The sequence below is a fragment of the Salmonella sp. SAL00653 genome (assembly GCF_046552515.1).
Lineage (GTDB): Bacteria > Pseudomonadota > Gammaproteobacteria > Enterobacterales > Enterobacteriaceae > Salmonella > Salmonella enterica.
This window is the reverse complement of the sequence record NZ_JBGDTY010000008.1, coordinates 74,513-97,343: the sequence shown is the minus strand read 5'-3', so window position 1 is coordinate 97,343 and position 22,831 is coordinate 74,513. Positions and strand designations below refer to the sequence as shown.

At 52.6% G+C, this 22,831-nt stretch carries 25 protein-coding genes; 5 read left to right on the top strand and 20 right to left on the bottom strand.

The features are described from left to right. Positions 1-14: 14 nt before the first annotated feature. The 11 genes from emrA to ACLJRU_RS11300 form a co-directional block, all read right to left on the bottom strand. The gene (gene emrA, locus ACLJRU_RS11350) at positions 15-1,187 is read right to left on the bottom strand and encodes a multidrug efflux MFS transporter periplasmic adaptor subunit EmrA (protein WP_001275602.1); all 1,173 of its coding nucleotides are present in this window, start codon (positions 1,185-1,187) and stop codon (positions 15-17) included. Positions 1,188-1,313: 126 nt separating this feature from the next. Next, the gene (gene mprA, locus ACLJRU_RS11345; RefSeq protein WP_023235186.1) at positions 1,314-1,844 is read right to left on the bottom strand and encodes a transcriptional repressor MprA; all 531 of its coding nucleotides are present in this window, start codon (positions 1,842-1,844) and stop codon (positions 1,314-1,316) included. 496 nt (positions 1,845-2,340) lie between these two features. After that, on the bottom strand, positions 2,341-3,525 hold the full coding sequence (locus ACLJRU_RS11340; protein WP_000165758.1) for an MFS transporter: 1,185 nt from the start codon (positions 3,523-3,525) through the stop codon (positions 2,341-2,343). 164 nt (positions 3,526-3,689) lie between these two features. Next, positions 3,690-4,685 carry a glycine betaine/L-proline ABC transporter substrate-binding protein ProX gene (proX, locus tag ACLJRU_RS11335; protein ID WP_001216618.1) on the bottom strand — a complete coding sequence of 332 codons (996 nt, stop codon included), beginning with the start codon at positions 4,683-4,685 and terminating at the stop codon, positions 3,690-3,692. Positions 4,686-4,754: 69 nt separating this feature from the next. Then, positions 4,755-5,819: a glycine betaine/L-proline ABC transporter permease ProW gene (gene proW, locus ACLJRU_RS11330; protein WP_000775021.1), complete on the bottom strand. Its 1,065-nt coding sequence runs from the start codon at positions 5,817-5,819 to the stop codon at positions 4,755-4,757. Further along, positions 5,812-7,014 (bottom strand): glycine betaine/L-proline ABC transporter ATP-binding protein ProV, encoded by a 1,203-nt coding sequence (gene proV / locus ACLJRU_RS11325; protein WP_000985529.1) that lies wholly within the window; start codon positions 7,012-7,014, stop codon positions 5,812-5,814. Before proV ends, proW begins: the two co-directional genes overlap by 8 nt. Positions 7,015-7,369: 355 nt before the next feature. Next, entirely contained in the window at positions 7,370-8,329 is a 960-nt protein-coding gene (gene nrdF / locus ACLJRU_RS11320) for a class 1b ribonucleoside-diphosphate reductase subunit beta (RefSeq protein ID WP_000777901.1), read from the bottom strand. Positions 8,330-8,339: 10 nt separating this feature from the next. Then, the gene (nrdE, locus tag ACLJRU_RS11315) at positions 8,340-10,484 is read right to left on the bottom strand and encodes a class 1b ribonucleoside-diphosphate reductase subunit alpha (RefSeq protein WP_024148667.1); all 2,145 of its coding nucleotides are present in this window, start codon (positions 10,482-10,484) and stop codon (positions 8,340-8,342) included. Then, the gene (gene nrdI / locus ACLJRU_RS11310) at positions 10,457-10,867 is read right to left on the bottom strand and encodes a class Ib ribonucleoside-diphosphate reductase assembly flavoprotein NrdI (RefSeq protein WP_001275401.1); all 411 of its coding nucleotides are present in this window, start codon (positions 10,865-10,867) and stop codon (positions 10,457-10,459) included. Before nrdI ends, nrdE begins: the two co-directional genes overlap by 28 nt. Next, positions 10,864-11,109 (bottom strand): glutaredoxin-like protein NrdH, encoded by a 246-nt coding sequence (gene nrdH, locus ACLJRU_RS11305; protein WP_000028870.1) that lies wholly within the window; start codon positions 11,107-11,109, stop codon positions 10,864-10,866. The genes nrdI and nrdH overlap by 4 nt, the downstream gene beginning before the upstream one ends. Positions 11,110-11,380: 271 nt before the next feature. Next, on the bottom strand, positions 11,381-11,812 hold the full coding sequence (locus ACLJRU_RS11300) for a carboxymuconolactone decarboxylase family protein (RefSeq protein WP_000209814.1): 432 nt from the start codon (positions 11,810-11,812) through the stop codon (positions 11,381-11,383). Between the two features lie 88 nt (positions 11,813-11,900). Between ACLJRU_RS11300 and ACLJRU_RS11295 the strand changes: the two genes are divergently transcribed. Continuing rightward, complete coding sequence (locus ACLJRU_RS11295) at positions 11,901-13,235, top strand: PLP-dependent aminotransferase family protein (protein WP_001138462.1); 1,335 nt, start codon at positions 11,901-11,903, stop codon at positions 13,233-13,235. An 83-nt stretch (positions 13,236-13,318) separates the two neighbouring features. Here ACLJRU_RS11295 and ACLJRU_RS11290 read toward each other — a convergent pair whose 3' ends face one another. Next, entirely contained in the window at positions 13,319-13,645 is a 327-nt protein-coding gene (locus ACLJRU_RS11290) for a DUF883 domain-containing protein (protein ID WP_011264366.1), read from the bottom strand. 161 nt (positions 13,646-13,806) lie between these two features. Here ACLJRU_RS11290 and ACLJRU_RS11285 point away from each other — a divergent pair, with 161 nt between their 5' ends. Next, complete coding sequence (locus tag ACLJRU_RS11285; RefSeq protein ID WP_000281304.1) at positions 13,807-14,157, top strand: DUF2002 family protein; 351 nt, start codon at positions 13,807-13,809, stop codon at positions 14,155-14,157. 34 nt (positions 14,158-14,191) lie between these two features. Here the strand turns inward: ACLJRU_RS11285 and alaE are convergent, their stop codons facing one another. After that, positions 14,192-14,641, bottom strand: coding sequence for an L-alanine exporter AlaE (gene alaE, locus ACLJRU_RS11280; protein ID WP_000492673.1), 450 nt, complete (start codon positions 14,639-14,641; stop codon positions 14,192-14,194). A 697-nt stretch (positions 14,642-15,338) separates the two neighbouring features. On the opposite strand from alaE, the gene stpA reads away from it, so the two are divergent. Then, a complete protein-coding gene (gene stpA / locus ACLJRU_RS11275; RefSeq protein ID WP_001051100.1) occupies positions 15,339-15,740 on the top strand; it encodes a DNA-binding protein StpA in 402 nt (133 codons plus the stop codon). 89 nt (positions 15,741-15,829) lie between these two features. Here stpA and ACLJRU_RS11270 read toward each other — a convergent pair whose 3' ends face one another. The 3 genes from ACLJRU_RS11270 to ACLJRU_RS11260 form a co-directional block, all read right to left on the bottom strand. Then, positions 15,830-16,009 carry a hypothetical protein gene (locus ACLJRU_RS11270; RefSeq protein ID WP_000494942.1) on the bottom strand — a complete coding sequence of 60 codons (180 nt, stop codon included), beginning with the start codon at positions 16,007-16,009 and terminating at the stop codon, positions 15,830-15,832. 78 nt (positions 16,010-16,087) lie between these two features. Further along, the gene (locus tag ACLJRU_RS11265) at positions 16,088-16,615 is read right to left on the bottom strand and encodes a rhodanese family protein (RefSeq protein ID WP_000022009.1); all 528 of its coding nucleotides are present in this window, start codon (positions 16,613-16,615) and stop codon (positions 16,088-16,090) included. 9 nt (positions 16,616-16,624) lie between these two features. Continuing rightward, positions 16,625-16,924: an ArsR/SmtB family transcription factor gene (locus tag ACLJRU_RS11260; RefSeq protein WP_000137433.1), complete on the bottom strand. Its 300-nt coding sequence runs from the start codon at positions 16,922-16,924 to the stop codon at positions 16,625-16,627. A 182-nt stretch (positions 16,925-17,106) separates the two neighbouring features. Between ACLJRU_RS11260 and ACLJRU_RS11255 the strand changes: the two genes are divergently transcribed. Together ACLJRU_RS11255 and lysM are read left to right on the top strand one after the other, a co-directional pair. Further along, on the top strand, positions 17,107-17,265 hold the full coding sequence (locus ACLJRU_RS11255) for a YqaE/Pmp3 family membrane protein (RefSeq protein ID WP_000508175.1): 159 nt from the start codon (positions 17,107-17,109) through the stop codon (positions 17,263-17,265). Between the two features lie 99 nt (positions 17,266-17,364). Further along, positions 17,365-17,814 (top strand): peptidoglycan-binding protein LysM, encoded by a 450-nt coding sequence (gene lysM, locus ACLJRU_RS11250; protein ID WP_000522406.1) that lies wholly within the window; start codon positions 17,365-17,367, stop codon positions 17,812-17,814. Between the two features lie 21 nt (positions 17,815-17,835). Here lysM and csiR read toward each other — a convergent pair whose 3' ends face one another. The 4 genes from csiR to gabD all read right to left on the bottom strand — a co-directional run bounded on the left by csiR (position 17,836) and on the right by gabD (position 22,831). After that, positions 17,836-18,513, bottom strand: a complete 678-nt coding sequence (gene csiR, locus ACLJRU_RS11245) for a DNA-binding transcriptional regulator CsiR (RefSeq protein WP_000126152.1) — start codon at positions 18,511-18,513, stop codon at positions 17,836-17,838. Between the two features lie 41 nt (positions 18,514-18,554). After that, positions 18,555-19,955, bottom strand: coding sequence for a GABA permease (gabP, locus tag ACLJRU_RS11240; RefSeq protein ID WP_000531282.1), 1,401 nt, complete (start codon positions 19,953-19,955; stop codon positions 18,555-18,557). A 129-nt stretch (positions 19,956-20,084) separates the two neighbouring features. Further along, positions 20,085-21,368 carry a 4-aminobutyrate--2-oxoglutarate transaminase gene (gabT, locus tag ACLJRU_RS11235; RefSeq protein WP_001095556.1) on the bottom strand — a complete coding sequence of 428 codons (1,284 nt, stop codon included), beginning with the start codon at positions 21,366-21,368 and terminating at the stop codon, positions 20,085-20,087. A 14-nt stretch (positions 21,369-21,382) separates the two neighbouring features. Further along, positions 21,383-22,831, bottom strand: coding sequence for an NADP-dependent succinate-semialdehyde dehydrogenase (gene gabD, locus ACLJRU_RS11230; RefSeq protein WP_001176530.1), 1,449 nt, complete (start codon positions 22,829-22,831; stop codon positions 21,383-21,385).

Genomic DNA, 22,831 nt, shown 5'->3' with positions numbered 1-22,831 from the left:
CACGCACCTCAGGATTAACCCGCGTTAGCCTGTACGATGTCGTCGATCAGTTTATTGACCGGCGCGAGATTAATTTCGCGTGCGTTACTTTCGGCAACCGGCGTCGTTCGTACCTGGCTGGCCAGTACCTGACCGTCGCGATTAGCGGTATCCACGGTGACCAGCGTCGATAAACCAATGCGCAGCGGATGTTGTTCTAACTGGCGGGCGTCCAGTTCGACGCGTACCGGCAGACGTTGAACCACTTTAATCCAGTTACCCGTCGCATTTTGCGCGGGCAGCAGGGAGAAGGCGCTGCCTGTTCCCATATCCAGACCGACGACTTTACCGGTGTATTTGACGTCGTCGCCATAAATGTCAGTAATAATCGTCACTGGCTGCCCAATGCGCATATTCGCTAATTGGGTCTCTTTAAAGTTAGCGTCCACCCACAGATCGGTTGCAGGTACGACGGCCATCAGCGGCGTGGTGGGGCTGATCTGCGCGCCAGGCTGGACGGCGCGGCGGGAGACATAACCGGTCATTGGACTGACGATGCGAGTACGCTCCAGCGCCAGCCAGGCGTTACGCACTTCGGTCGCCGCTTGTTGAACCGCAGGCTGATCTTCCAGATTACTGTTGAGTATCATTGCCTGGTTGGCATTGTACTGTTGAATGGCGACATCCAGCTGTGCCTGCGCGCTGGCGACGGCATCGCGGGCGTGTTGCAGCTCTTCCCGGCCAATAAGATTGGCATTACCCAGCGGCACACGACGGTTAAGGTCGCTTTGCGCTTGCGCCAGGGCGGTTTTTTGCACGTCGATATTCGCCTGCAACTGCTTGCTGTTAATCATCAACTGGTGCGTCTGGCGCACGCTGGAGGCCAGCGCCGTTTTGGCTTTTTCAAACGCTTGTTTGGCGTCCGTCTGATCAAGCGTGACCAGAACATCGCCCTCTTTTACAAAGTCGGTGTTATCAGCCCAGACTTTCGTCACGCTGCCTGACACCTGCGCCATGATTTGAACCTGGTTCCCTGCCACGTAAGCATCATCTGTCTCTTCAATATGACGCAATACTAAAAACCAATAAATTCCATATGCCACGGCAATAATAACAAAGAGCAAGGTAAGAAGTAGCAGCGCTGTTTTGCGTTTGCCTTTCTTCTTAGCCGGTTGCTGCGGGGTTTGGATCTCCGCATTTGCGCTCATGTTGTTCTCCACGATCTTATTATTCACATCGGCTGAGCCGACCTGTTGTCAGAAAGGCCAGCAGTAATGCGTGCCGGCCTGTCCGCTTTCCTGTTATTAATCTGGATTTTTGAGCGGGTCGGCGCTTTAGCGCAGCGCCTCAAGAACAGTGCCTTCCTGCTCCATTTGATCAAGACGCGTCAGGAGTTTACGAGTGATGTGCTCAAGTTGATCTTTTTCGGCTGTGCTAAGTGATGACCAGAGTTGATGCAGACAATGATGCTGAGGCGGAAGCACTTCTTGCAAAAATGCCTGGCCTTTCTCCGTTAATTGCAGATGCAGGCAACGGCGGTCGTTATCGCTCTCACGACGCTCAATCCAGCCGCGTTTTTCCAGCTCATCTGCAATGCGTGTCGCATTGGTGCGAGATGAACCCAGCGCGCAGCTTAATTCAGACGGCTGAATACTGTGGTTTTCCTGAGACTCCAGCGTAATCAACGCCATAAACAACGTCTCGTTAATCCCTTGAGCCTTCAGCATCTTATTGCGGTTTTCCAGGAGCTTGCCTTGCATGTGCATACAAAGACGAGTCAAAAGAATTTCCTGATAAGGAAAGTCTTCGTGACGGCTGGAGCGAAATTTTAGCATTTGTTCAATGGGCGTAAACGAACTATCCATTTGGGCATGACCTCATTAATTTCAGCCGATATAGTAACTACAGTGACAAATAAAGTAAATGTATTATTAATACAAAATCATTCTTTCAGGCTATAAAGCAACCAATGATACGCAGACTGAGACGCCAGCGGGAACATTGGGCCCGGTAAAGCGCCGCCTGCGGCAAATCCAGGAATGACGAGAAAAGCGTGAGTGCCTGCATGAAAAAATCAGGAGAGAACGATAAGCGGGAGGGGCGAAAGCCGGGTAAACGGCCTTACAACCCGATGCAAAAGCCACCGGAATATCACGGATAGCTATCGGTGAACGACCTTCGAATCCTTGAACGGGCGCTATTGGCCTGGGAGCAGATGGGGATGCAGGGCTTTCCATAGAATTATATTATTCTTCACCGGTATAAAAATAACCATGATAAATGAATAGCATAACCTTAACAGACTGGGGAGCTCCTTAACACCCTAAGGAGCTTAAACAAAGGTAAACGCTCACTATCCGCTTAATTTACGGCTTCCTGTCGGTGAAAACCTCGCCACCAGACCAGTAAATTAAGTAAGGCTACCGTGACACCCGCCAGACAAACGCCGGCCCAGCCGGCATGTTGCCAGGCGGAGGCGGAAATCAGCGACCCCGCGGCGCCACCGATAAAGTAGCTGGTCATATAGCCGGCGGTGAGCCGGTTACGCGCATCCGGATGCAAACGATAGATGACCGTCTGATTGGTGATATGTACCCCCTGAACGGTGAGGTCCAGTACCAGAATGCCAATAATCAGCGCCAGTACCGAGGTATGCCCAAGCCAGATAGCCAGCCAGGAGAGTAACAGCAGCAGTAAGCCGAACGTGGTGGTGAGGTGAGATTTACCTTTATCGGCAAATCCGCCAGCCGGACGCGCGCCTAAAGCGCCGGCGGCCCCCGCCAGGCCAAACAGGCCAATCATCCCCTCGGAATAGCTAAACGGCGGCGCGGCGAGCAAAAAGGCCATTGACGTCCAGAGGATGCTGAAATTAGCAAAGGTCAGACAGCCCAGCAGCGCGCGGGTACGCAGCAGCTTATCGTGAATAAACAGGCTGAATACAGAACCCAACAGCTGCGGGTAGTTAAGATGGGTGTCGGATTTGAGCTTTGGCAGTCCGCGCCACAACGCGACGGCCATCAGCGCCATCAGCGCCGACGCTACCCAAAATACGGTGCGCCAACCGCCGAGGTTTGCCAGCAGTCCGGCGACCGTTCGCGCCAGCAGGATCCCCAGCAACAGGCCGCTCATAATGGTGCCGACCACTTTACCGCGGGTGGCGGGCGTCGCAAGCGTGGCGGCCAGCGGAACCAGAATCTGCGCCACCACGGAGAACAGTCCGGTTAAGGCCGTTCCGAGTATCATCATGCTAAGCGACTGACTGCTGGCGGTGATCAGCATTCCGCCAGCCGCCAGCAACGTCATGGAGACAATCAGCGTTCGGCGTTCAAACATGTCGCCGAGCGGCACCAGAAACAACAGGCCAGCGGCATAGCCCAACTGCGCGGCGGTAACGATAAACCCTGCGGAGCTGGCGGAAAGCGAAAAGTGATGCGCGATGGTATCAAGCAGCGGCTGGGCATAGTAGTTGCTGGCGACCGCCAGACCCGTGGCCACAGACATTAAAACGATCAGCGCCGGGCTAAGCTCATGAGTGGGTTTCGTCATTATGGTAATCGTGATTCAGATAATTATTTCCTGGGAAAACAATCATAGCGGATGTTGATGAATAAAGGGGAACAGTGACGTGATGAATCGTGCGCTTTGAGGAGAGATTGAATAGGCCGGATAGCGGCGCATGAACTGCGCCTTATCCGGCATAAAAAACGATATTATTTCTGCGCGGCCAGCGCTTCTTTCACCCAGCCGTCAAACTGCTGCTGGTGGGCGTTGATCCAGCCGTCTACGTGGCCCTGAACATCGGCTTCAGACGATTTACCGGCATGCATCATGGCGTTCTGCGCGTTGATATCCGCCAGCGGCAGCTTCATGATGGCGAACAGTTTCGCCGCCGCTGGGTTTTTCTCCGCCCATGCCTTATTGGCGACAATATGCATAGTATTGACCGGGAACCCATAGTTCGCGCCGTTCGGCAGTTTAGTATCAATATTTTTCTGTTCGCCCGGCAGGGAGGAGAACGGCACCTGTAGCCAGACGACATCTTTACCCGGCTTCATTACGTCGCTCACCCAGTACGGGGTCCAGGTGTAATACAGCACCGGCTTGCCTTCTTTAAAACGGGTAATGGTATCAGCCATCATCGCCGCATAGTTACCGTGGCTGACCTCAACGGTTTTTTGCAGATCAAACGCTTTATTCTGATGATTGATCACGGCTTCGCAGCCCCAGCCCGGCGAGCAGCCCATCATGTCCGCTTTTCCGTCGCCATTGGTATCGAAGATTTTGGCGATTTTCGGATCTTTTAGCTGAGCGATATTGGTGATGTTGTACTGCTCGGCGGTTTTTTTATCGATCAGATAGCCCTGCGCAGCGCCGGAGACGAAGACACCCTCGCGGTAAAACTTGTTGTCTCCGCCTGCTGCGGCATACATATCATCATGCAGCGGCTGCCAGTTCACGGCGGTAAACGTCGCATCGCCAGAGGCGATGGAGGTATAGCCTACGTTGTAATCGACTTCACTCGGCTTATTTACGGTATAACCCAACTTTTCCAGCGCCCGGCTGACCAGTAACGTCTGGAAGGACTCTTCAGAAATCGTGCTTTGGATAGGTTGAACGGTAATGCCTTTGCCAGGCAGGTCGGCAGCGAAAGCGCTGGCGGTGACAAGGGTGGCAAACGCTGAGGCAAATATCACGGTATGTCGCATCGTTGTTCCTTTAATTATGGTAGGGAGTTGTAAGCCCGGTAAGCGCAATGTCACCGGGCGTCAGGAGAGTTACTTAACGAAAGGGCGGGTGATTAGCCCAACAGGACCGGTGGTATACCAGCGACGGTTACCGCGGCTACGCGAGTCGCGCCCGACGGCCTGCGTCAGACGGTCCAGAATGATGGCGAGAATCACAATGCCGACGCCGCCGACGGTTGCCAGCCCCATATCAAGACGACCAATGCCGCGTAGTACCATCTGGCCAAGCCCACCGACCGCAATCATCGAGGCGATGACGACCATTGAGAGAGCCAGCATCAGCGTCTGATTAACGCCTGCCATAATGGTGGGCATCGCCAGCGGTAGTTGCACTTTGAACAACATTTGGCGCGGGCTGGCGCCGAACGAGCGCGACGCTTCAATTAAGTCGGCAGGCACCTGGTTAATGCCCAGGATCGTCAGGCGTATAATCGGCGGTAGAGCAAAAATAATCGTCACCACCACGCCCGGCACGTTACCGATGCCGAATAACATGACAATCGGCACCAGATAGACAAACGCGGGCGTGGTCTGCATCGCATCCAGCAGCGGACGAACTATTTTGGCCGCGCGCGGGCTGCGCGCCAGCCAGATTCCCATCGGTAATCCGATCACGACGCAGAACAACAGGGCGGTCAATACCAGCGCCAGGGTAATCATCGCCTGCGACCAGGCGCCGATCGCGCCGATGGCGATCAGCGATATCAGCGTTGCGATCCCCATGCCCACGCCGGAAACCTGCCAGGCAATCAGCGCAAAGAGAATAATCGCCACAGGGGCGGGCATTCCCAGCAGCAGTTGCTGAAAGCCGTTAAGGATGTAATCCACCGGCACACGAATCCCCTGAAAAAGGGGACGGAAATGGGTGACGACCCAGTCGATTCCCTCTGTGACCCAGCTATCCAGCGGGATCAGCGTCTTATGGAACGGGTCCAGAAGAGAAAAGTGTTCAGGGGCTGGCGCGGGCGCGCTGTTCAACCAGTCGGTACTGCCGCCGTCCGTGGCTACGCCTGCCGGTGTTCCCCAGGCATCAGCCGTTTGCGTCGTAGTATCGGCCACCTGTGCGGTATCCCACGGATTCGTTTGATCAGCCATTGTTACCCCCCTCGCGATCTAAAGCCTGTAGCAACATACGTTTTGAAATAATGCCAACATACTGGTGTTCTTCATCGACAACCGGCACCGCGCAGGGCGCCTGGCCGACGTGAGAGAGCAACTCGCTGAGTGGGGTTTGCGCATCAACGACTAAAGGGTCGTCGATAAGCGCCGCTTCAATCCCTTGCGCCTGGCTTAATGCCGCTTTTAATGAGTCGATGGACACGACGCCCACGAATTTATTGCCACGCTCAATGACGTAACCATATTCACGGTCTTCATCCTGTAATAATTTCAGTGCCGAACGGGGACCAAAACCTGGCGTTTTACGAATTAATCCGACCGGACTGCGACGGGCAATATCTTTGGCGCTAAAGACCTGACTAATATCCACGCCACGGAAGAACGTGCGGACATAATCATTTGCCGGATTATTCAGGATCTCATCCGGCGTTCCAACCTGTACGACCTCGCCATTTTGCATAATGGCAATCCTGTCGCCAATACGCATAGCCTCATCAAGATCGTGGGAAATAAAGACAATGGTGCGCTGATGTTTCGCCTGTAATTTCACCAGCTCATCCTGCATTTCGGTACGAATTAATGGATCGAGGGCGGAAAACGCTTCATCCATTAATAAGATATCAGGGTTGATTGCCAGCGCGCGGGCAAGCCCAACACGCTGACGCATCCCACCGGAAAGTTCATCCGGATAGGCGTGAGCGTAATTCTCAAGCCCCACCTGACGCAAAGCGTCCAGCGCTTTTTCGCGACGCTCTTGCGCCGCGATGCCCGCTAATTCCATACCGAATGCCGTATTATCCAGCACGGTCATATGCGGCATGAGCGCAAATGACTGGAAGACCATCGCAATCTTTTTCCTGCGCACCTCGCGAAGCTCAGCGTCTGATATTTTGGCAATATCAACGCCATCGATCAGTACCTGTCCGCGGGTGGGTTCAATCAGGCGATTGAGAAGGCGTACCATTGTGGATTTACCCGAGCCGGATAATCCCATGATGACAAATATCTCGCCTTCTTCAATGGCCAGACTGGCGTCTTTAACGCCAAGCGATAGCCCCGTTTTTTCCAGTATTTGCTCTTTCGATAGTCCCTTTTCAATATATTTGAAGGCACGCTGTGGATGCTCTCCAAATATTTTATACAGATTCTTCACTTCTAATTTAATTGCCATGCAATAGAACGATTCCTGTTATTTACTTATGTCGATATGTTACCTGATAGAAATAGTTACCTTTTTCTACCCTAACATACTCAGAATCTGAGACAACCCTGAATTTGCTTCTGGCATGAATATTGCGAGGTGCTATCGGCTGTGATTTCCCATGATATAAGGGCTGAACGCGAATGGGGAGGGAGAGATATTTTTTTGGAACAACCAGCAAAAATCCACCTGAATTGGGGGAATCCAGGTAAATAATGTCACTCGTATTGAGTGTAGGACATGTTGTAATATTTGCGCGATTTGACTCCCTATTGCTTGAAATAAAGGCATGGGAAATGTAACGTTATTTCCCATGCCCGTAAGGTTAAAAATTCCAGTCTTCGTCTTCGGTTTCGACTGTTTTCCCCATCACATAAGATGAACCTGAGCCGGAAAAGAAATCATGGTTTTCGTCGGCATTCGGCGAGAGCGCGGCAAGGATTGCGGGATTCACGTCTGCCATCTCCGGCGGAAATAACGCCTCATAACCCAGGTTCATTAAGGCTTTATTGGCGTTGTAGCACAAGAAGGCTTTGACGTCGTTAACCCAGCCGGTTTCCGCATATAACGCTTCTGTGTAGCAGATTTCGTTGTCGTACAGTTCCATCAACAAATCCAGCGCGAAAAGCTTTAACTCTTCACGCTCGATTGCCGATAGTTTTTGTAGCGCTATCTGATACTTATAGCCAATATAATAACCGTGAACCGCTTCATCGCGAATGATTAAACGAATCAGGTCGGCAGTGTTCGTGAGCTTACCGCGGCTGGAGAAATACATCGGCAGCCAGAAGCCGGAATAGAACAGAAAAGACTCTAAAAAGACGCTGGCAATCTTTTTCTTTAGCGGTTCATCGCTGACGTAATGAGCCAAAATAATCTGCGCCTTACGCTGAAGCGGCGGGTTTTCTTCGCTCCAGGCGTAGGCGGCATCAACCTCTTTCGTCTGGCACAGCGTGGAAAAAATAGAACTGTAAGAGCGGGCGTGTACCGCTTCCATAAAGCTGATGTTCGACAGCACTGCCTCTTCATGCGGCGTGATGGCATCTGCCATTAACGACGGCGCGCCTGCGATGTTCTGGATAGTGTCGAGCAGCGTAAGTCCCGTAAACACGCGAATGGTGAGCTGCTGTTCGGCGGCGCTCAGCGTCTGCCAGGCCGGAATATCATTCGATAACGGCACTTTTTCCGGCAGCCAGAAGTTACTGGTCAGCCGGTTCCATACCTCCAGATCTTTGTCGTCCTGGATCTTGTTCCAGTTGATGGCGCTAATACGAGATAATTTCATATGGCTTTCCTTATAGCGCGCAGGATACGCAGCCTTCAATTTCAGTACCTTCCAGCGCCAACTGGCGAAGCCGGATGTAATACAGTGACTTAATACCTTTTCGCCAGGCATAGATCTGCGCTTTGTTGATATCGCGGGTCGTGGCGGTATCGGGGAAAAACAGGGTGAGCGACAGTCCTTGATCGACGTGGCGCGTGGCCTCAGCATAGGTATCAATAATTTTTTCCGGACCGATATCGTAAGCATCCTGATACATGTCCAGGTTTTCATTGGTCATAAACGGCGCGGGGTAATACACACGCCCGGTTTTGCCCTCTTTGCGAATCTCAATTTTGGCTACAATCGGATGAATGCTGGAGGTCGCATGATTAATGTAAGAAATCGAACCGGTCGGCGGCACCGCCTGCAAATTTTGGTTATAGATGCCATAGCGCATCACATCGTCGCGCAGCTTTAGCCACATTTCTCGTGTGGGCAGCGTAATGCCGCTGCGGGCAAATAGCGCCCTGACTTTCGCCGTTTTCGGTTGCCAGTCGTCCTGTAAATACTGCGTAAAATAGTCGCCGCTGGCATAGCGCGACTGCGCAAATCCGGCGAAGGTTTTGCCGCGTTCGCGGGCCAGCCGCATTGAAGTATGCACGGCATGCCAAGTAATGGTGTAAAAATAGAAATTGGTGAAATCCAACGCCTCCGGCGAACCGTAGGCAATACCTTCCCTCGCCAGATAGCCATGCAGATTCATCTGGCCCAGACCGATGGCATGAGAGGCGGCATTACCGGCGGCTATTGAGGGCACGCTGCGTATATGGCTCATGTCCGACACCGCTGTCAGGCCGCGAATAGCGGTTTCTACGGTACGGCCAATGTCCGGTGAATCCATGGCGTGAGCGATATTCAGCGAGCCGAGATTGCAGGAGATGTCATGCCCGATGTGGGTATAGTCAAGGTTATCGTCGTAACGAGAGGCGCTATTGACCTGTAAAATTTCCGAGCACAGGTTGCTCATATTAATGCGACCAGCAATAGGATTCGCGCGGTTTACCGTATCTTCAAACATGATGTAGGGATACCCGGATTCGAACTGAATCTCCGCCAGTGTTTGAAAAAAGTCACGGGCGTTAATATAGGTTTTGCGCACGTGCGGATCGGCAATTAATTCATCGTACCGTTCGCTAATGGCGATATCGCCAAACGGTTTGCCGTAGCGTCGTTGTATGTCATAGGGCGAAAAGAGCGCCATTTGCACGTTTTCTTTCGCCAGCCGGAAGGTGATATCCGGGATCACCACGCCGAGAGAGAGCGTTTTGATCCGGATTTTTTCGTCAGCGTTTTCTCGTTTGGTATCCAGAAAACGCAGAATATCCGGGTGGTGCGCATGGAGATAAACCGCGCCGGCCCCCTGGCGCGCGCCAAGCTGGTTGGCATACGAAAACGCGTCTTCCAGCATTTTCATCACCGGGATCACGCCGGAAGACTGATTCTCAATGCGTTTGATCGGCGCGCCCGCCTCGCGCAGATTGGAGAGTAAAAACGCGACGCCGCCGCCGCGTTTGGAGAGTTGCAGCGCCGAATTCACCGCCCGCCCGATCGACTCCATATTGTCTTCGATACGGAGCAGGAAGCAGGAGACCAGTTCCCCACGCTGCTGTTTACCGCAATTTAAAAAAGTCGGGGTAGCGGGCTGAAAGCGACCAGAAAGCATTTCATCGGTCAGTTGGGTGGCCAGCGTTTCGTCACCCTGCGCCAGCGTCAACGCCACCATTGTCACCCGATCTTCAAAGTGTTCCAGATAACGTTTGCCGTCGAAGGTTTTCAGCGTGTAACTGGTATAGAACTTCCAGGCGCCAAGAAACGTCTGGAAGCGAAAGCCGCTGGCGTGGGCGTGCTCGAACAGGCGGAGGACGAAGGCGCGGTCGTAACGCGCGAGGACGGCGTCATCGTAATACCCTTCCCGAACCAGCGTCTCCAGACGTTCATGCTGGCTGGCAAACGTCACGGAATGCGGGCGGACGTGGGCGGCAAAGAAGGCGTCGATCGCCTGCTGGTCCTTGTCGAACTGAATATGGCCTGCTTTATCATAAAGATTCAGCATCGCGTTCAGGGCGTGGTAATCCATGGTTTCCTGCATTACGCGCTCCGGGGTAGTTGTTGCCAAAATTCATTTACTCCTTTTCGGACGTTATCGATGTCGCGTTGTGTGCCCATGAGCTCAAAGCGGTACAGCCAGGGGACGCCGCATTTTTGTGCTATCACATCGCCAGCGCATCCCCAGGCATCGCCGAAATTGCGGTTACCGGAGGCGATGACGCCGCGAATGCGCGCCCGGTTGTGTTCATCATTTAAAAAGCGGATCACCTGTCGCGGCACCGCACCGGCCATCCCGCCGCCGCCGTATGACGGCACAACCAGAATGTACGGTTCGTCTACCTGAATTCGCTCCCGTTCATTGAGCGGAATACGCGTGGCGGGCAGCCCCAGACGCTGCATAAAACGGTGCGTATTTTCAGAGCTGCTGGAGAAGTAGACGAGCGCGCTCATGCGTTTGCCGCGTGGGGTGTCGGGTGCAGACGGTTAATCATGTCCGGACGGAAGCCAGACCAGCTCAAATCGCCCGCCATCACCACCGGTAATTGACGAAACCCTTGCGCCCGGAGCGTATCCGCTGCATCCGGCACCAGATCGACGTTCACCATCTCAAATTCAAATCCACGGCTTTCCATCGCCCGCTTTGTGGCGTGACACTGAACACAGTTATTGCGAGTGTAAATAGTAATGCTCATGATTCGTATTTCCATTTAAAATGAGAAAACGGCGCGATGAAACGCGTCGGATTGTCGGGTGTTGATACAGGAAATACTAGATGTAGTTGAATTAAGATTCAACCATACAAGATATGGGAATTTTCGATTGATTTTAACGTCGCTGATGAACGCAGCGGGGTAGGGGCGGCATGGCTAATTTTTGCCGGATGGCGGCGTGAACGCCCGCTCCGGCCTGCAGGTTGACGCATAACAGAGTTGGCTGACATCAGCGCCATCCGGCAACAATGCGTCACATTCGCATACCGATCGCCAGACGGTTAAAGCAGTTTATTAAACCAATAGCGAAGGTCAGATCGCTGATTTCACGCGCGCTGAAATGATCGAGCAGCGGCAGGTAAACATTATCTTCAGCGTGGGTTTCAGCAATGTGCGTCACCGATTCCGCCCAGGCTAACGCCGCGCACTCTTGCTCGCTGAAATGGTGACTTACCCGCCATCCTGCCAGCGCATCTAATTTAGCTTGATTCACGCCAGCCTTACGCAGCGCTTTACTGTGCATCTCCAGGCAAAATGCACAACCATTTATTTGCGAAACACGCAGGTAAATCAGCTCCATCAGAGTGGGGTCAAGCGTGCTCTTTTCCAGCGCGTTTTTCGCCTGCACCAGAGCGCTATAAACCTCCGGGCTCAGTTCATAATAGGGTTGGCGTAACGTTGTCATCATGTTTCTCCTCGTGTTGATGACGAGCACTGTAGCACTATAATGGTCTGTAAAAGAGAGCCATATTTTTACAGAAAAAGCAGACCATATGCCGCGCTATCAGCACATTGCTCGTCAGTTAAAAACGGCCATTGAGCAAGGAGAACTCGCGCCCGGAACGCGTTTGCCTTCCAGTCGGACGTGGGCGCAGGAACTGGGCGTTTCTCGCGCCACGGTGGAAAATGCCTATGGCGAGCTGGTGGCGCAGGGCTGGCTGGAGCGACGTGGCCAGGCAGGCACGTTTGTGAGCAACGCTCTACGGTTTGAGACGGCGCCGCCGATACCCGCTGTTTTTGCCGGAGAAAGTCCGGAACCGAAACCCTTTCAGATGGGGTTACCGGCGCTGGATCTCTTTCCACGCGAGAAGTGGGCGCGAGTAATGGGGCGTCGGTTGCGCACGCAGACACGCTTCGATCTGGCATTAGGCGACGTCTGCGGCGAGGCGATTTTGCGCCAGGCGATAGTCGATTACCTGCGGGTTTCGCGTAGCATTGAATGTCTGCCGGAACAGGTATTTATTACCTCCGGATATGCGGATTCTATGCGGCTAATCCTGCGTACATTGTCTGTGCCGGGAGACAGCATGTGGGTGGAAGATCCCGGCTTTCCGTTAATTCGCCCGGTGATAACGCAGGAGGGGATTACGCTGGCGCCGATTCCGGTCGATGCCGATGGGCTGAATGTCGCGGCGGGGATGCGGGATTGCCCGCAGGGACGCTTTGCATTGGTGACGCCCGCCCACCAAAGTCCGTTGGGGGTAGCGCTGTCGTTAACTCGCCGACGGCAACTTCTGGCATGGGCGGCGAATGTGCAGGCCTGGATTATTGAAGATGACTACGACAGCGAATTTCGTTATCACGGTAAACCGCTTCCGCCGCTCAAGAGTCTGGATGCCCCGCAGCGAGTGATTTACGCCGGAACGTTCAGTAAGTCGCTCTTTCCGGCATTACGTACCGCCTGGCTGGTGGGGCCGATAAAGCAGATTGAGCATTTCCGCCAGCAGGTGTCGCTGATGCCCTGTAGCGTACCGTTGTTATGGCAGCACACGCTGGCTGATTTTATCCGTGATGGCCATTTCTGGCGGCATCTGAAAAAGATGCGTCAACATTATGCTCAGCGACGGTTATGGATTGAAGAGGCGCTGGCAGAACAGGGATTTGTCGTGACATTACAGAAAGGCGGTATTCAATTGGTTATTGAGGTTGAAGGCGATGATAAAGCGCAGGTAGCAAAAGCGAATCAGGCCGGACTGGCGGTACAGGCGCTAAGCCGTTGGCGAGTGGTTTCATCAGGAAAGGGGGGCATTTTACTGTCGTTTACCAATATTACTTCCGCTGGCATGGCGAAACAGGTCGCGTGGCAGCTTCGACAGGCGATACAGTAACCGTTTCGCCGAATGGCGCGACCTGGGCCTGTGGCAATGATGCAGGCCCCATAAAGTATGTCGCCATCCGGCAGCGCACGTCGTTAGCGACGCAGGCTAAGCAGCGCCCCGATAAAAATCCCCACCGCTGCGGCGGTTCCTACGCTACACCAGGGTTTTTCACGCACAAACGTATCCGCGCACCCCATCGCATCACAGGCGGCTTGTTTTACGCGAGTACGACCCTGCATCCGCGCCCGGGTCTCTTTCAGCAACGCCTGTGCTTTACGTCGCGCAGCCTCGGCTTCGTCTTTCGCATCGCTTCCCCAGGATTTAAGGACATCTTCCAGACTGTCGGCTAATCGATTGACATCATTCTTAATATCCTGAACACCATCATCGACGTCGTTTCGGTTCGGTTTGTTAAGCATATGATCCTCCATTGATTTCGATGTAGCTTTCAGTGTAGTTCATATTTTTACCTGCTGAGGTTTGTTACGGCGATATCATGCGTTTCTGGACTTTTCTGAAAGCGTTGATAACGCGCTATCGGGTAAGGTAAGCCCGCAGTACAAGAGAATGAGGATAAAATATGTATTTACGACCTGACGAGGTGGCGCGGGTACTGGAAAAGGCAGGGTTTACCGTCGATGTGGTGACGAATAAGACGTATGGTTATCGACGCGGCGAGAATTATGTTTATGTTAACCGCGAGGCGCGTATGGGGCGTACCGCGCTGATCATTCATCCCAGATTAAAAGACCGTAGCTCATCACTGGCTGACCCGGCTTCGGATATTAAAACCTGCGATCACTATCAAAATTTTCCGCTCTATTTAGGCGGCGAGACCCACGAACATTACGGTATTCCCCACGGCTTTAGCTCCCGAATAGCGTTAGAACGTTATCTGAATGGGCTTTTTGGCGACGAAAAAAGCGACTAAAAGCGCGACTGGCAAAGCCAGTCGCGACGTTAACTTATGCCTTAGCCTGATGATAGCTGCTCACTTTAAACAGGCGACGACAATAATCCAGGAAGTAGCCATAAACCGCGCCCATTAACATTGAAACAACAATGTTTGAACTCACGGCGGCCACTATCTGATGCCAGCCGGCGCCGACGGTCAGCAAGATGATAATATAAACGGGTGACTGAAAGGTGACATAAGCCAATACATCCGCCAGGTTTTTGGCCCATCCCGCCGGGCTTGCCTTACGCGCGACGCGCATAATCAGATCGCGGTAAACGCCGTATGGCCATGCAATCAAAACGTTGACAGGTATCGCCACCAGCCTGGAAGAAAGCGACTGCTCAAAGCTCATTCCGGAGAGGAATATCTCGATCAACATGTTCACAACAGAACAGTAAACAACCATCGCAAACGTGTCTGCTACGGCATGACGCAAGCGTGACTGTGGAGAGAACATGTTAATGCTCCTTGTAGCGTATCGATCAGAATGAGGTAATGGTTGGTAGTGAAATCATAAAGCACTTTTATCTTTGCATAGAGTATATCCCTATATAATAACTATCAACTAGTGTAATATTTTTATTTATGGGCTTTTTGTCGATAAAATACTCTGTGATTGTGTGTTTTTTGCTCGCGGCGAGATTTTCGTTGTTGTTAGTCATTAATTACTTTTAAATCAATGTATTATAATGCATTGTTTTTCTGGCGATTTTCAGCCACATTCCAAATGTTGTCAGATGCGATGTATTCTCGGCTAACGGCACGCGCTCTACTTTTCTCAGCATAATTATAGCTATTGCAGGGTGATTTTTAGCATAAAGCTCTGATGATTATTTTTGAATGGTTAATCTATTATTGTGCTGAAATATTCACTTCTGTATAAGGTCAGCCACCGTGAGGGTCACCGCGGTTACTGAGATACGCAATACGCTATAAACAGCCGAACGGGAAACCTACAGATATACCGTAGGCAGAATAACCTGAAACACACAGGGGGTAATGAATATAACCTTCTGGTTAACAGATTAATATAATTAATCGAGTTATACTGAGTATATCTGTATGAACTTTAGGATCTGGAAATATAATCAATAATCGCATACAATACCGCCTGTAATAGTTTTTGTTTTCTGCGTTAAAAGGTTTTTATTGATATGAATTTGATGTTACAGAACTTAAATAATATCCGCACGCTGCGCGCTATGGCTCGCGAATTCTCCATTGACGTTCTTGAAGAAATGCTCGAAAAATTCAGGGTTGTCACTAAAGAAAGACGCGAAGAAGAAGAATTGCAGCAACGCCAGCTTGCCGAGAAGCAGGAGAAAATTAATGCCTTTCTGGAGCTGATGAAAGCAGACGGTATTAACCCAGAAGAGTTATTTGCCATGGATTCAGCAATGCCGCGTTCTGCTAAAAAGCGCCAGCCGCGTCCGGCAAAATATCGTTTTACTGATTTCAATGGCGAAGAAAAAACCTGGACCGGACAAGGTCGTACGCCTAAACCGATTGCCCAGGCGCTGGCGGCGGGGAAATCTCTGGATGATTTCTTAATCTAATCACGGATAGCTTTTAACAGATGGCGCTTCGTTTCCTGTCTCTATTAACCGGGACTCAGGGAACGTTGCGCCATGCTCATTCTGATAAATCAGCACACGCCAAAATCGCCCTCTTCGCAATAGGGGGTGACATCTGCCGCTTTGAGGATCAATTTTTCGCCCGGTTCATTACCGACCTGTACCGCGACAATATGATCCTCGTTGACTTCAATCACTTTCAGTTTCGGCCCACCCATTCGGGGCTGTACGATATCGCCTGGTGTGAACATCACGCCCTCCTGTTGAACAATGGTATAAACCCGCCTTCAGTCTACTACACACTTACCGACGCGTGGTGAAGGTACCGCTTAATGAGTACGGGTATTCCAGGGCATTTTTTCCAGTAGTCGCGCCATTCCGCAGAAGCCGGTCATGCCTGCCAGCATTAACCCGGCCCCGACAAAACCGCTAATGAGGAAAAAGCCGCCGTGGACCGTATAGCCCATAATCACCCCAAGCAACGCCAACCCGCCGGCGGCGATTTGCACCTGACGCATCAGCGGCAACGGTTGCGATTTGTCTTCTGTGACGGGCAATCCTGCCGCTTTCCATCCGTCGATACCGCCTTCCAGTAGACTGACCTGAGCAGGGGCGGCAATGGCCTGTAGTTTTGCTGCATTGCTGCTGGTTCGTTTACCTGACTGACAGTGAAAAATAATCTGTTCCGCTCGCAGGTTGGCGGGCAAATCGCCCTGTTCAAGCCGGGAGAGCGGCGCCAGTTGCGCATGTGGAATATGCTCGCGCAGATATTCATCGGCGTCGCGCACATCAATCAGTTTCGCGCCTTGCGCTATCAGCGCTTGCGCCTCACGGGGGGAAACTATCCCAATGGACATCGTGCCTCCTTATGGACAATAGAGATTCTTTAACGTGGCGATAAGCGTATTAACCGCCTCATTTTTAATGAAATAGTGAATGCGCTGGGCATCGCGTTGACTATCAATCAGTCCTTCTTCCCGCATCCGCGCCAGATGTTGCGACGTCGCGGAGGGGCTTAGCCCGGTAATGCGCGCCAGTTCGCCTGCGCTGGTTTTTGGCGAACCGCAAAGCATACATAAAATCAGTAATCTTTTTGGGTGGCTCATCGCTTTGAGCAGGGCCGCCGCCTGTTCTGCGCTGGCCTGAAGTTGTTCAAGCTCTGTCATAGTTATTTAAGTATTTTCTAAATTTAGTTAATTCTAAAATAAACATCAACCTGATGCCAGCGTAAAAAGCGTAAAGGAGGGTAAAAGCGCGGCGCGCGACTGGCAGGCTCAGTTAAACTGACTATGCTTAGAGATAAAATCTCTTTTTAAACAATGACTAATTTTGCTTATATGGAGTGTATATGGGTTTCTGGAGAATTGTATTTACGATTATTTTGCCTCCGCTCGGCGTACTTTTAGGAAAAGGGTTCGGTTGGGCATTTATCCTTAATATCCTGCTGACATTACTCGGATATATTCCGGGGCTTATCCACGCATTTTGGGTTCAGATGCGTCATTAATTACCGGCCACCGGCGGCGCATAAGCGCCGCTTATCAGGATAACCTCATTCCCTCTGCTACACTTTTCTTTGTGTATATTTTTGACAAGTGAGGTGAATATGGGACTTTTCAATTTTGTAAAAGATGCAGGTGAAAAACTCTGGGACGCGGTAACCGCTAATCATGATAAGGACGATCAGGCGAAAAAAGTCCAGGAACATTTAAATAAAACGGGAATACCCGACGCTGACAAAGTGAATGTGCAAATAGCTGATGGAAAAGCGACAGTGACGGGTGATGGGCTGAGTCAGGAGGCAAAAGAAAAAATTCTGGTTGCCGTGGGGAATATCGCCGGGATTAGCAGCGTTGACGATCAGGTTAAAACCACGACGCCGGCGGCTGAAAGTCAGTTTTATACCGTAAAATCAGGCGACACCCTGAGCGCTATTTCAAAGCAAGTGTATGGTAACGCCAATCTGTATAATAAAATTTTCGAGGCAAATAAACCGATGCTGAAAAGCCCGGAAAAAATATATCCGGGACAAGTGTTGCGTATTCCTGAAGAATAATGGCTATCAGGTCGCGCCAGGCTACATTTTCCCTGCCATCGCCTGGCGAATAATGGGAATCGGCGTCAGCAAATGCTGACGCATTAATTCGCTGGCGCGTGCCGCCTCGCGCGCCAGTATCGCTTCGGTTAGCGTGTGATGCTGGATATGTTTATCTTCCAGCATCTCGACGGACAGAACGGTTTCACGTAACCAAATAAAGCGGTAGCGGGCCGCCAGGTCAAATAAGCGTTCGCGCATCTGTAGCAGATAGTGGGAGCCGCACCCGGCGACAATGGCGGAATGAAACGCCTGGTGGCGCTGATCCCATTCATCGAGCATATGTTCACTGGCATCGCTGGCTTCCAGTTTACTGAGCATATGCGCTCGCGCCAGGATCTCCGCCTCCCACGCATCATCGCCGCGTTCAATCGCCAGGCGTACCAGCATCGCTTCCATATTGGCGCGCGCGTCAAAAATATCGAGGAGTTCCGCCTCTGACATGGATGCCACGCGATAGCCTTTTTGATTCACCACGGTGACCAGCCGTTCCGCCACCAGTTGCGACAGCGCCTCACGCAGCGGCCCTACGCCGAGCGCATAGCGGGCGGTTAATAAACTCATCCGCAGTTTCTCATCCGGCTGATAAGTGCCGCGAATAATGTCATTTTTAAGCCAGCGATAGCCATCTATGGCCGTCGGTTGGGAAAGGGCGGTCATCTTTTACTCCTGAGAAGCTTCCCGGCTGACGCCGGGAAGAACTAACGTAGGTTTTGCAGGGGGGCTTTTTGCCACCTTATCAGTTTTTTCCAGCGAGACATAATGGGGACAGTACCTATTATGCCCAGCCCTAACAGCCCGGTCGAAATGACTTCTAGTTGCTGTGCCGGTCGAAACAGCATCACCACCAGGACAAAGCAGATAAAGCCGATAACCAGCCAGGTGAGCCACGGATAAAGCCACATTTTCAACTTAATTTCTCCGCCCTGCGCCAGCAGAATTTTACGCATCCGCAATTGCGAAATCGCAATCACCAGATAGACCAGCAGCGCGATGGCGCCAGAACTGTCGATAAGAAATTTAAACACTTTTGCCGGGGCGTAATAATTGACGATAACGGTTAAAAAGGCCGCGCCGGTAGAGAGGAGAACCGCCACCCAGGGCGTTTTGCTACGGTTAGTTTTTCCCATTATCGCAGGCGCATCGCCGCGGCGGCTGAGGGAATAGAGCATCCGGGAGGCGGTATATAATGCGGAGTTCAGACAACTGGTCACCGACAATAAAATCACGCAGTCCATAATGAATTTTGCGTGCGGAATATGAAGCAGCTCCAGTACCGAACGGTACGAACCTACGCTTTTCAGACCCGGCATATTCCACGGGATCAGCGCCACCACCACAAAAATGGAACACAGGTAAAAGATGGAAATTCGCCAGATAACAGAATTGGTGGCGCGTACGATATGTTTATCCGGCGTATCGGATTCCGCGGCAGCAATAGTGACGATTTCCGCGCCCATAAAAGAGAACATGGTGATCAACATGGCGCTTAACACCGCGCCGAAGCCGTTAGGCATAAAACCACCGTGATCCCATAGCCGGGAGATACCGCTTACCTCAGCATACGGATAAAAACCGCTAATCGCCGTCGCGCCCAGCGCGATAAACGCCAGAATGGCAATTACTTTACATAGCGCCAGCCAGAATTCGAACTCGCCGTAATTTTTGACGCTCAATAAATTGCTTCCGGTTAAGGCAAGCGTAATCACTAATGAAAATAGCCATACCGGAATACCCGGTATCCATGAATTCAGAATAATGGCGGCAATATTGGCCTCCAGCGGAATAACCAGCACCCAAAACCACCAGTATAACCAGCCGATGGTATACCCGGCCCAGGGGCCGATCGCTTTATCCGCATAGGTGGAAAAAGAACCGGTATCCGGTGTGGCGACGGCCATTTCAGCCAGCATTCGCATAATCATGACGACTAAAAGTCCTGCGAACAGATAGGCCAGCAGTACCGCAGGGCCGGCCTCCGCAATCGCCACGCTGGAACCGACAAACAGGCTGGCGCCGATGACGCCGGCGATCGATAACATGGTGACGTGGCGTGATTTCAGCCCGCCCCCTAATGCATGTGATTCTGACAATTGCCCCATCCTAAAACCTCTTTATTGTTATTGCGCTCGTTTACCGGATGGCGCCTGGCTTATTCGGCCTACAATCGAAACGGTTTTTGTAGGCCGGATAAGACAGTTACGTCGCCACCCGACGCTGCTTATTGGACATTACGCTTGTTTCGCCTCATCAAAGCACTGGGCGATAATCTCCAGGCCTTGCCGAATCTGCGAGGCCTCAATAGTGAGTGGAACGAGGATGCGCAAGATGTTGTAGTAAGGACCGCAGGAGAGCAGAATTAACCCTTTCTCGCGGGCGCGGGTCACAATGTCGGCGGTCAGAGCCGCGTTCGGTTTGCCGGGGTCGCCATTTTCGAACAACTCAATGGCGATCATGGCGCCCAGTCCGCGCACGTCACCAATCTCACGGTGCGTTTCCGCTATCTCCATCAGGCCATCGCGCAGCGTTTTGCCAAGCGTATTCGCCTTTTGCAGTAGATTTTCCTGCTCGAAAATGTCCAGTACCGCCAGCGCGGCGGCGCAGGCAATCGGGTTTCCGGCATAGGTGCCGCCCAGCCCGCCCGGCGCGATAGCGTCCATCACGTCTGCCCGGCCGGTAACGCCTGCCAGCGGAAAGCCGCCGGCGATCGATTTCGCAAACGTGGTAATATCTGCCGCAACGCCCATCTGTTCCATGGCGAACAGCGTACCGGTCCGGCCCGCGCCGCTTTGCACTTCGTCGGCAATCAACATAATGCCGTGTTGGTCGCATAGCGCGCGCAGTCGCTGCATAAACGCGGGAGAGGCGGCGTAAAATCCGCCTTCGCCCTGTACCGGCTCAATAATAATGGCGGCGATATCTTCCGGCGCGGCATCATTTTTAAAGATGCGTTCAATGCTGGCGATCGCGTCGTCGTCGCTGATGTTGTGTAGCGGGCAAGGATAAAGCGCGCGGTAGACATGGCCTGGCATCAATCCCATACCAGCAGAGTACGGGTGTACTTTCCCGGTCAGAGAGAGCGTGTAGTGGGTACGACCGTGGTAAGCGCCGCTAAACGCGATAGCGCCGCTGCGTTTTGTTGCCGCGCGGGCGATTTTCACGGCGTTTTCAACCGCTTCTGAACCGGTCGTGACCAGCAACGTTTTTTTGGCGAAATCGCCCGGTACCTTCTGGTTCATGCGTTCGCACAACGCCAGATACGGTTCATAGGCCAGCACCTGAAAACAGGTATGGGACAATTTCTTCAACTGCGCTTCGACCGCTGAAACAATGCCCGGATGTAAATGACCGGTGTTCAGGACGGCAATGCCGCCCGCGAAATCGAGATACTCACGGCCTTCGACATCCCAGACCCGACAATTTTCCGCCCGCTCGGCGAAAATTGGGTGAATCTGGCCCACGCCGCGAGGAACGGCGTTATGACGGCGCTGCATTAAAGCGTTATTGGTATTCATTAGCGACTCTCCTGTTAAAGGCCGATGCACATATATTTGATTTCTAAATAATCTTCGATGCCGTATTTGGAACCTTCACGGCCTAATCCGGAGGCCTTAATACCGCCGAAAGGCGCGACTTCGTTGGAGATAATGCCGGTATTAATACCGACGATGCCGTATTCCAGCGCTTCGCCGACGCGGAAAACGCGACTTAAATCGCGTGCATAAAAATAGGCTGCCAGGCCGAACTCGGTATCGTTAGCCTGTCTGATGACATCCGCCTCGTCGCTGAAGCGGAACAGAGGCGCGAGCGGCCCGAATGTCTCTTCTTTGGCGACTTTCGCGTTATCAGGAACATCCGCCAGAATGGTCGGTTGAAAGAAGTTGCCGCCCAATTTGTGCGCTTCACCGCCCGTAATGACGCGGGCGCCTTTTTCCAGCGCGTCGGCGATATGCTCCTGGACTTTCGCCACGGCTTTTTCATCAATCAGCGGCCCGATAGCGACGTCGGCTTGCAGGCCGTCGCCGACCGAGAGCTTATTTACCGCCTGGTTGAGTTTTTCCGCAAAACGATCGTAAACGCCGTCCTGAACATACAATCTATTGGCGCAGACACAGGTCTGCCCGGCGTTGCGAAACTTCGAAGCCAGCGCGCCTTCGACGGCTTTATCCAGATCGGCATCGTCAAAGACGATAAACGGCGCATTGCCGCCCAACTCCAGCGACACTTTTTTAATGTCTTTGGCGCATTGTTCCATTAGCTGGCGGCCAATCTCCGTCGAGCCGGTAAACGACAGTTTGCGTACCAGCGGGTTGCTGGTCAGCTCGCCGCCGATATCGCCTGCCGAACCGGTAACGACGTTAAATACGCCTGCGGGAATTCCGGCGCGCTGGGCCAGTTCCGCCAGCGCCAGCGCGGAAAACGGCGTCTGGCTGGCGGGTTTGAGTACCATTGTGCAGCCTGCGGCCAGCGCGGGGCCGGCTTTACGGGTGATCATTGCCGAGGGAAAGTTCCACGGGGTAATCGCGGCGGTGACGCCGATGGGCTGCTTAATCACCAGCAGCCGTTTATCGGCCTGATGACCTGGAATCGTGTCGCCATAGATACGCTTCCCCTCTTCGGCGAACCATTCAATAAACGAGGCGGCGTAGCTAATTTCGCCTTTCGCTTCCGCCAGCGGTTTACCCTGTTCCAGCGTCATCAGACGCGCCAAATCGTCCTGATGTTCCATCATCAGATTGAACCAGCGACGCAGGATATTGGCTCGCTCTTTGGCGGTGAGCGCGCGCCAGGCGGGCAGGGCGCGATTGGCAGCGTTGATGGCGTCGCGCGTCTCTTCCGCCCCCATTTTGGGCACATTGCCGAGCGGTTTCCCGTTGGCGGGGTTGCTCACGGGGATGACATCGCCGCCGCGCGCGTCGCGCCAGTCGCCATCGATAAAGGCCTGCTGGCGGAACAGGGTAGAGTCGTTAAGTTGCAT